The sequence below is a fragment of the Longimicrobium sp. genome, assembly GCF_036280135.1.
In the GTDB taxonomy this organism is placed as follows: domain Bacteria; phylum Gemmatimonadota; class Gemmatimonadetes; order Longimicrobiales; family Longimicrobiaceae; genus Longimicrobium.
Map to the genome: position 1 here is coordinate 1 of NZ_DASURI010000741.1, position 9,498 is coordinate 9,498.

The 9,498-nt window shown below is 68.8% G+C and carries 9 protein-coding genes; 2 read left to right on the top strand and 7 right to left on the bottom strand.

Annotated features, from left to right (window positions below; translation table 11 throughout):
• The coding region (locus tag VFZ20_RS23930; RefSeq protein ID WP_329686475.1) for an enoyl-CoA hydratase/isomerase family protein at positions 1–696 on the top strand (696 nt) is incomplete at its 5' end.
• A gap of 125 nt (positions 697–821) precedes the next feature.
• On the opposite strand, the gene VFZ20_RS23935 is transcribed toward VFZ20_RS23930, so the two are convergent.
• Positions 822–1,211, bottom strand: coding sequence for a hypothetical protein (locus tag VFZ20_RS23935; RefSeq protein ID WP_329686476.1), 390 nt, complete (start codon positions 1,209–1,211; stop codon positions 822–824).
• Positions 1,212–1,542: 331 nt separating this feature from the next.
• On the opposite strand from VFZ20_RS23935, the gene VFZ20_RS23940 reads away from it, so the two are divergent.
• Positions 1,543–1,845, top strand: coding sequence for a DUF6916 family protein (locus tag VFZ20_RS23940; protein WP_329686477.1), 303 nt, complete (start codon positions 1,543–1,545; stop codon positions 1,843–1,845).
• A gap of 105 nt (positions 1,846–1,950) precedes the next feature.
• Here the strand turns inward: VFZ20_RS23940 and VFZ20_RS23945 are convergent, their stop codons facing one another.
• From VFZ20_RS23945 to VFZ20_RS23970, 6 genes are all read right to left on the bottom strand, one after another.
• Complete coding sequence (locus VFZ20_RS23945; RefSeq protein WP_329686478.1) at positions 1,951–5,274, bottom strand: Ig-like domain-containing protein; 3,324 nt, start codon at positions 5,272–5,274, stop codon at positions 1,951–1,953.
• 568 nt (positions 5,275–5,842) lie between these two features.
• Positions 5,843–6,331: a GNAT family N-acetyltransferase gene (locus tag VFZ20_RS23950; protein ID WP_329686479.1), complete on the bottom strand. Its 489-nt coding sequence runs from the start codon at positions 6,329–6,331 to the stop codon at positions 5,843–5,845.
• Between the two features lie 139 nt (positions 6,332–6,470).
• The gene (locus tag VFZ20_RS23955) at positions 6,471–7,001 is read right to left on the bottom strand and encodes a phage tail protein (RefSeq protein WP_329686480.1); all 531 of its coding nucleotides are present in this window, start codon (positions 6,999–7,001) and stop codon (positions 6,471–6,473) included.
• An 11-nt stretch (positions 7,002–7,012) separates the two neighbouring features.
• Positions 7,013–7,531, bottom strand: coding sequence for a phage tail protein (locus tag VFZ20_RS23960; RefSeq protein WP_329686481.1), 519 nt, complete (start codon positions 7,529–7,531; stop codon positions 7,013–7,015).
• A 16-nt stretch (positions 7,532–7,547) separates the two neighbouring features.
• Positions 7,548–8,051: a phage tail protein gene (locus VFZ20_RS23965; protein WP_329686482.1), complete on the bottom strand. Its 504-nt coding sequence runs from the start codon at positions 8,049–8,051 to the stop codon at positions 7,548–7,550.
• Positions 8,052–8,194: 143 nt separating this feature from the next.
• A partial coding sequence (locus VFZ20_RS23970) for a hypothetical protein (RefSeq protein WP_329686483.1) occupies positions 8,195–9,498 on the bottom strand: 1,304 nt, incomplete at its 5' end.

Genomic DNA, 9,498 nt, shown 5'->3' on the forward strand with positions numbered 1-9,498 from the left:
AACTCCCAGGTGCGCGCGGAGCTCGTCGCCGCGCTGGACGCCCTGCGCGACGACGCGTCCGTGCGCGTGCTGGTGATCACGGGCGCGGGCGACAAGGCGTTCGTGGCCGGCGCCGACATCGGCGAGTTCGCCGAGCGCACGCCCCTGCAGCAGCGCGCGGCCATGACGGGGCGCCGCGTGTTCGACGAGGTGGCGGCGTATCCCAAGCCCGTCATCGCCATGATCAACGGGTTCTGCCTGGGCGGCGGATGCGAGCTGGCGCTGGGGTGCGACATCCGCATCGTGGCCGACACGGCGCGCTTTGGGCAGCCGGAGATCAACCTGGGCATCATCCCCGGCGGCGGCGGCACGCAGCGCCTGCCGCGCGTCGTGGGGATGGGGCAGGCGATGCGGCTCGTCCTCTCCGGCGAGCTCATCGACGCGGCCGAGGCGCTGCGCATCGGACTGGCCGACGTGGTGCACCCCGCGGCCGAGCTGCGTGCGCGGACGCTCGAATTCGCGCGGTCGATGGCCGCGAAGTCGCCCGTGGCGCTGCAGATGGCCAAGTCCGCCGTCCGCGCCGCCGCCGAGATGCCGCTGGGCGCCGGCCTGCAGTACGAGACGGAGCTGTTCGTCACCTGCTTCGCCAGCGACGACAAGCGCGAGGGCGTCGCCGCGTTCCTGGAAAAGCGCCCGGCGGAGTTCACGGGACGCTGACGGCGAGCGGTCCAACGCATTCGGCCCGACGGGCGGGATGGTGGCGGATGATGAAAAGGCCGGGAGCGGCGTGCTCCCGGCCTTTCTCGTTCCCGGCGGAACCGCAGCTCGGCGGATGCCGGCCGTCACTGCATGGCGATGCCGCCGTCGCTGAACTTGCGCGCGTGCTCGCCCACGATGGGCAGCTCCCACTCCTTGCCCACGTACGCCTGGTACATGAGCGCCAGCCACAGCACCAGGCTCGCGAGCCCGATGACCATCGCCAGCCCCAGCGCGAACAGCCAGCCGATGAACGGGATGCGGACGAGGATCGCCTGCACCACGTTGATGACGATGTTGAAAACTATGAGCGCCACGCCGATCAGGGTGGACTGCATGGCGTGAAAGCGCACGAACCGGTTCTGCTTCTCCAGCACGAGAAAGACGATGCCGGTGATGGGGCCCAGCACGTACGAGAGCGCGCCGGCAACGTTGGGAGCCAAGCCGGTGCTGGACGGGGTCTGCAGGTCGGACATGACGCACCTGGAAGTTCGGTGGGAAGGAGGGCGGGAGGGCCGCCGCGCGGCCACACCGGATGTATCGTGCCGTACGCGGCCGAACATCAATTTGATTCACAACGGCTTACGGCAGACGGACACGCCGGTTCCGGGCGTCAATCTCCGCCGGATTGCGCGGGCGGGCGGGACGCGCGGTGCCGTTGCGGACGGCCCCGCATCCGCCCTACCTTTCTGCCCTGCCGCGGCGGATGCTGGTCGTCACGACCGCGGCAGCCCCGACGCGCACCTCCCGCCGACGCGCGGCGCCTCGCCGCCCATCCGCCACATCTCAACACACGCACACGGCCCCATGCTCGAGACCTTTACCATGGAAACGTTCCAGCCGCGGCTGGGCGAAGTCTTTCACATCGTGGACGAAGCCGGCAACCGTCTGCCCACCAAGCTGACCGACGTGTCGCCGTGGGGCCCGGGCGCGGCGGCCGGGCGCGACCGCACGCCGTTCTCGCTCGTCTTCCACACGGTCCCGCAGAACCCGGTGTTTCCGCAGATGATCTACCGGGTGGAGAACGACAACATGGAGCCCATGGAGCTGTTCCTGGCCCCCCTGGGCCCCGACGAGCGCGGCATGCGCTACGAGGCCGTGTTCACCTGAGCGGGCGACGCTGGGGCAGACGGGCCAGGATAAACGCAAACGATGCAGGGCCGGACGGGGTACGTCCGGCCCTGCGTCGTTCCATCACCTATCCCTGCCGGAAGCTCACGGCGTGGGGCACGAAGCCACCCCGACGAAGCCCGGACCACCGTTGTCAGCCAAGGTGGCCGAAGCGGTGTTGTTGCTCGCCAGGAACGCCGCCACGGCCGCGTTGTCCGTCGGCGCGCCGGCGTAGCCCGCCAGCTGGAACGTAGTGCCGGCAAACCGCTGGCGCACGCGGATGCCGCTCAGCGAGGGCGTGGTGGCCGTGTTGCCGCGAATGTCGGCGCAGACCTTGACCGCGTCGGAGGAGAGCGCGCCGGCATCCACGCGAATCGCTTCCAGCGCCGATGCCGCGGTCAGCACGACGTTGTTGTCGCGGATGGTCGCGTTGATGGTGCTGCCGCCGTCACGGGCCAGCACGTCGATGCCGCGGTTGTTCACCTCGCGGATCGTGTTCCCCGTCACCGCGACCGTCACGGCACCCGACACGCCGTTGCTCACCACGCGGACGCCCGGACCGGCCGTGGCGCCGGAGTTGGTCACCCCGGCCGTGCCGATCACGTTGCCGCTGATGGTGCCGGAGAAGGTCGAGCCCGCGCTCGCCGTGGCCAGACGGTTCACGTTGATGGGCGACGCGGTCTGGCCCGTGATCACCGGGATGTTCAGCACGTTGAAGGTCAACGCGCCCGACGAGCCGTGGGCAAAGCTCACGCCCACGTTGTTGTTGCGAAGCGAGCCACCCGTGACGGTCACGTGCAGCACGCCCGCGCCCTCCGTCGCCGACGAGATGCCGATGGCGCGGTTGCGCAGGATGTCGCTGCCGGAAACGTTCACCGTCATCTGCGCGTTGCCGCCGGCCAGCAGCCTGAGGCCGTCCTGCCCCGCGGCACCCGCGGAGTTGTCGCGGATGGTCGTGCCGGTGACGGACAGCGTCAGCACGCCGGCCGTGTTTACCACCCGCACGTTGTCCTCGATGGAGCCGGCGATCTCCGACCCGGAGATGGACGACACACCCGAGAGGTTGTCGAAGCGGATCCCCGCCTCGTCCGCCGCGGCATCGTCCGCGTTGTTCAGCACCACGGACCCGTTGAGGGCGAATCCGTCCACGCTCGCGCCGGCGATCCCGCTGCCCTGGTTACCCTGGATGGACATGGACGACAGGATGACGTTCCGCACGTCCGCGAGGCGCACGCCGTCACCGCTCATCCCGGTGATGGTGCCGCCCGAGCCGGCCGAGCCCGTACCCGTGACCTGCACGCCGTTCAGCGCGCCCGTGTTCACCAGGACGATGCCGTTGGCCCCGCCGGACGCGTTCACGCTGCGGAAGCTCAGCCCCGCGCCGCCGATGGTCGTGTTCTCCACCCGCAGGGCCGTCGCGCCCGTGCTCACGAGCGTGTTGCCCGCGCCCGTCACCGTCACGGTGCCGCCCCCCGTCGCCTCGAACGCCGTCGCGCCGGCCGTGGAGACCGCCAGGCCGCCGCCGCCGAAGGAGATCGCCGCCCCGGCATTGTTCTGCAGCCGCACGCCCGGGTTCGCGCCCGTCGACAGCGTCTTGGTGCCGCCGTTGAAGGCGATGGCGCCGCCGCCGTTGTTCTGCACGGCGATGCCGCTGCCCGTCGAGGCGATCGTCCCACCGAAGGTGAGCGCGCCGCCCGTGCGGCCCGTCACGGAGACGGCCAGCGGCCCCGTCGCCACGATGTCGCCATCGTAGGAGAACGTGCCGGCACCGCCCGTCACGTCCACGCCCGCCGTCGCGCCGCCCGTGACGTTGATCGTCCCGCCCGCGGCCGAGAAGCTGCCGCCCACGCCCAGCAGGCGGATGCCCGCGCCCGTGCTCGTGCTGGACGACAGCGAGCCGAACGCGCCCAGCACATCGCCGGACGACAGGTCCAGGGCCGGCCCGCCGTTCGCGCCCACGGACACGGCCGCCACCGTCAGCGTGCCAAAGCCCGTCCCGCCGATCCCCGCGCCCGCCGCGGAGCCCACGTTGAAGCCCTGCAGCACGTTGTTCGTGGAGACCTGCACCGTCGTTCCCGCCGCGCTCGTCACCGTGGGGGCCGCGCCGGCCTCCAGCAGCACGACCGTCTGCCCGTTCAGCGTGGCCGTCACGTTTGCCGGCACGCCCTGCCCCGTCAGCGACTGCCCCGTCTTGAGCACGATCCCCTCGTCGTACCCGGCCGACGTGCCGTTGCCCGCGCGCAGGAAGATGGTTTCCCCCGTCGCCGACGCCGCTTCCGCCGCCTTGAGCGTGGTGAACGGGGACGTATCGCGTCCGTCACCCGGCGCCGCGCCCGCGTTGTCCACGTACCACACGCGGTAGGCGGAGGTCACCGTCGCCGTCGCCGTCACCGAGTCCACCCCGTCCGTCACCGTGTGGACAAAGCTGTCCTCACCCGTGAAGCCGGCGGGGCTCAGGTAGGTAAAGCTGCCGTCCGCCGTGAGCGTGACCGTGCCGCCGGCGGCCGTCGTGATCGTCCCGGGCACGGCGGAGAGCGGGTTGCCGTCCACGTCCGTGTCGTTCGCCAGCACGCCCGGCGCGGCCACCGGCACCGTCACGTTGCCGATCGCCTGGAACGTGTCCGGGTTCGCCACCGGCGGCGTGTTGTTGTTGACAACCGTCAGCACGGCGCCGTCCGACGCGCCCTGCGCCGTCGCCGTGATGATCGCCTGGCCGATGGACACGCCCGTGGCCAGCCCGCTGCCGTCCACCGTCGCCACGGGCGGGTTGGACGACGACCAGGTGACCGGCGCCGCGAGCGGGTTGCCGTGCAGGTCCAGCACGGTGGCCGTGAACTGCTGCGTCCCCCCCACGGGCACTTCCGCCGAGTCCGGCGAGACGATCACCTGCCCCGCGATCCCCGTCTCGATGCGGAACTTGATGGGCAGCGTGCGGCCGTCCTGCAGGGGGATGAACTCCTGCGTGTTGACGTTCTTGAGCTCCTTGCCCGAGCTCACCACGTCCACGTCCGCGAAGCCCAGGCGGAACGTGCCCACGAAGACGGAAATGCGATACGTCTTGGTGGGGTCGAGCGCGAACTGGTTGGTGTGCCAGTTCACCTGGTACGCGCCCGAGGTGAGCTTCACCAGCTCGCCGCCCGTGCCGCTCGTGGTAGTGTACTGCGCGATCGTTACCGCGCACGTGGTCCCCGCCAGCTGGCAGATCTCCACGCGGGGCTGCAGCCCGGCGTCGAACGTGCCGCTGTAGGCGGGGCTGGACACCATGGGCGGAAGGAAGTAGAAGCCCGGCACGGCACCGCTGTGCGCCGCGTCGGAGATGGTCTGGGCCGGGCCGGCGTCGCCGGGCGCGGCCGGCGCGGTCACGTCGCTCGTGCAGGCGGCGACCGCCAGCAGCAGCGCCGCGCGTGCGGCATACTTCAAACGGAACATGGAGGATCCTCGAGCTGAAGGGTCTGGGGGTAAGGCCAGGCGTACGCCCCGAATACCTTCCGGCATGTGTCCCGTCGCTGGCGCGATACGAGCGATCGACAGACTTTGTCGGATTCCGATGCGGGGCAGAGAACCGGGAGAAGGGTGGAGCCGCCGTGCGCACTCAGGCGCACGCCTGCTTCTGTTCCCGGCGGTGCCACGAAGGGGCAGGATTCAGACCCGCCCCGCCCCCCGTGCACTGCGCCCCAACGGTCCAGGGAAAGCCCGGCCCCAGCCACGAATCCAATGTTTGCCCAACCTTGTAATCCAGAGACAATCCCGCCACAAGTGAGACACGCGAGGTACAGCGTCCCGGAGCTTGCGCCTGGTCCCCAGGGCTGGTGCCGCGGTTGTCCTCCGTCCGGAGAGGGATGCGCAGCACGATCAATCGATCGGCAACAAAGGCGCGACACAAGGCGGGAATGTGGTTGGACACGCCCCCGTTCCCATCTGAAAAAAGACGCAGGGCCGCCATGCGACCCTGCGTCTTCGCGCCTCGACAGGTGAGGCGGCTACCCTGGCCCGCGGATCAGCTGATCGCGGCGGGCACGGGCTGGCGCTCCATCAGCAGGTACACGCCCCGCTCTCCGGCCTGGACGAAGCCCAACCGGTCGTACAGCCGCCGCGCGGGGTTGAAGATCTCCACGTGGATGCTGACCTTGCGCCCGGACGCGTCGCCCTCGGCGAAGAGGGCGCGGATGAGGCGCGTGCCCGTGCCCCCGCCCCGGTGCTCGGGCATGAGGGCGATGTCGACGATGCGGATGTCCTCCCGCCACCGCGCCACGTACAGCCGCCCGATGGGCTCTCCGTCCCGGAGGACCAGGTCCCACGACGTGTCCGTGTAGTTCTCCCGCCAGTACTGGTGCTGGGCGTGGAACTGCTGGGAGATGAACGCCGCTTTCTGCTCGTTCGTCCAGTCCACCTGTCGGAGCTCGTCCTCGCGCGTGGTGGCGTACAGGTGGTGAAGAAAGTCCATGTCGGCGTCCGTGATGGGACGCAGGGTGATGCTGCCGGTCATCGCGAGGTGGAGGTCGGTCGGGGAGGAACGGGCGGGTCCGCTGGGCAAAGATACGGTTGCGGACAAAGTGTTCTCAACGAGGCGCGAAGGGGGCGGCCCTGGGGCCGCCCCGCTCCGTTTTCCTGCTCTTGTTCCGCGATCAGGGCCGCTGCGGGAAGATCCCCTGCAGCGCGATGCAGAAGTTGAGGGTGAGGTACGGCTGCATGTTGTTGTGCGGCAGCCCGCCGCCCGCGAGTGCCAGCGCCTGCGGCGCCATCATCTGCAGGTTGGCGCTCGTGTTCGTCTGGTACGCTGTCGCGTTGGCCGAGCGAGCGAGAACGCGATCGGGCCCTGGAACCTGGAGCGTTCCCGGATCACCACCCATCGCGGTAACCGTGTGGGTATGGAACGGGATCTCCGATTGCAGAAGCGTGATGCTCTCCACGCCGGACATCTCGCCCAGGAAGCGCTCGCTCAGGCCTTGCCCCTGCCCGCTCTGCATGGGCGCGTTGCCCTGCATGTCGGGCAGCGCAAACGTGCTCTTGCCGTCGCCGCCATAGTACGTGCCAAGCAGCGCGAACAGCGCGGTGTTCTGCGAGATCGGCATGAGCTGCCCATCGCAGAACGCCCATCCCGTGGGAGCAAAGTTGAACGGGAAGATGCGGATCTCCGCAAGGAACTGGTCGGACATGTCGGCGCTCCTCAGGTCTGGCTCGGGAAGATCCCGAACAGGGAGATGATGAAATTGATTACGAGGAACGGCTGCGTGTTCTCATGCGGCTGGCTTCCACCAGCCGGCTGAACCGAACTCGCCGCCAGGTTCGAATCCGGCGAGTCCTGGATGTACATGTCCGCGACCGTCGACTGGGCGAGCACCCCGCTCGTCGGCGGCTGCACGTTGCCCACGGACGTGGAAGCCGTCAGCGGATGGGTGTGGTTGGGGATCTGCTGGGTGCTCAGCGTCTCCTGCTCCGTACCCGCCATCTCACCGATCTGGTAGGTCGTACCGTCGGGGCCGGTTCCCATGTGGAGGGGAATGCGGCTGGCGAGGTTTGGCAGGTTGAACGTCTCCTCGCCGTCACCGCCATAGGTGGTGCCGATGAGCTGGAACAGGACATCGTTTTCCGAGATGGGCAGGGTCTGCCCTTCACAGAACATCCAGCCGTTGGGCGCGAAGTTTCCGGCGAACATCCGGATCTCGCCCACGTAGGGTTGTGCCATGGGGTGTGTCTCCGGATCAGTTCTGGGAGGGGAAGATGCCCTGCAGCGCGATGATGAAGTTCAGCGTCAGGTAGGGCATCATGTTGTTGTGCGGCTGGCTGCCGCCCACGCTGGTGACGTTGACGGGGTTGAGCGTGGTAAGGCTGTCCGGCGGCTGCCGGTAGATCAGCGCGGGCGTGGAGGCCAGCACCGTGTTGGCGGGAGACGCGGTATCGCCGGCAGTGGCCGACCCCATGAACGCGTGGGTGTGGGTGGGCAGCTGCTGGATGTTCACCGTCACACTGGTGCTGCCTGCGGCTTCACCGAGCGTGTGCCCGCTGCCCATGTGGATCGGCGCGCGGCCGCGCAGGTTGGGCAGTGCGAACGTGGTTTGCCCGTTTCCGCCATACGTGGTGCCCAGAAGCGCGAAGAGCGCCTGGTTCTGGTTGATCGGAAGGAACTGACCGTTGCACAACGCCCACCCCTTCGGTGGGAAGTTGAACGAGACGATCTTGATCTCCGAAAGGAATGGTTCCGACATCGGTCTCCTCGTGAGGCAGGTGGCTGATGGCACTGCGGGAGCGGGTACCGCAACTGCAACTGCGGCGCATGTGCTGCCGAAGGTGGAGACCACCTTCGGCAGCACTGCGGGACCTCAAGTGAGACAGACGGGAGCGCGAGGCGTCAGGGGGTGGTGCAGGTAGCTGAGCTGACCGTGCCGCCACCCAGCGAGTAGCTCACGTTTCCGTTCGTGCCGGTAGCCGCGGGGTTCTGGTTCGCGAAGTAGGTGGCCGGCGCCGTCACGCCGTCCCAGCCCTGCAGCCGCAGCGTGGGCGTCGACGACGGCAGGCCACTCGTCCGCACCCGGATGCCGTTGAACGGCGCCGTCACCGTGTTCCCGCTGATGTTCAGGCACACGGTCGGGTTGTCGGTGCTCAGCGCACCCAGCAGGGCCTGCACCCCGTGCAGGGCGGTGCCTTCCATGTTGGTCACGTTGTTGCCTTGGACCCGGGCCTCCAGGGTGGGCGCGGCCCCGCCGCCAATGTCGGTATCCACGGCGGCCACGTAGATGCCGCGCTGGCCCACTTCGCGGATGGTGTTGTTCAGCACCGCGACACGGGTGATCCCGCCGGAGCCGTTGGATTCCACGTTGATGCCGTCGCCGACGTCCGAACCCGAGTTCGCCGTTCCGGCCGTCCCGATGGTGTTGCCCGAGATCGTCCCCGAGTACAGGCCAAAGCCGGAGAAGCTGGGCGAGCCCAGGCGGTTCACGTTGATGGCCTGCGCGCTCGAGGCGACGTTCGTCTGCAGGTTGTTGTTGGTGATGTTGAACGTGTAGGTGCCACCCGATCCGTGCGCGTTGTCGATCGCCACGAAGTTGTTGCGGAAGGCCGTGCCGTTCACCGTCAGGTTGTACGTCGCCGACGAGCCCGTCGTGGTTCCGCTCTGCAGCCCGCGCGCCGAGCTGTGGCCAATGCTGTCGCCCTGGAAGTTGGTCGTCACGTTCGACGTACCGCCAGGGTAGACACCGGCCGCGATGCCGTTCGTCGCGCCGACGATGTTCGTGTTCTCCACCCGCAGGTTGAGCGTGCCGCTGTTGTTGGCCACGTGCATCACGAAGCCGTAGGCCGTGTGCAGGTGGCTCGACATGATCGAGTCCGTGCCCGTCACGTCCGACAGCTGCAGGTTGTACAGGCTGCCGGATCCCGCCGAAGCTGTGGTGGCGTTGTTTCCGACCTCCGAGTGGAACACCTTCAGGCCGCTCACACCGCTCGCGAACACGCCGCGGTTGTTGGCGTGCCCCGTGACCTGGAGGTTGTCCAGCACCAGGCCCGCAACGCTGCTCGCGTCGATTCCGTCCGCGCTACCGCTCGAGACAACGAGGTTGCGCAGGGTCACCGCGCCCGTGCTGCTGAGGTTCACGCCGTCGCCGGACTTTCCGGAGATGGTGCCGCCCGAGCCGAGCGCGATGGTTCCGCCGCCGCTCC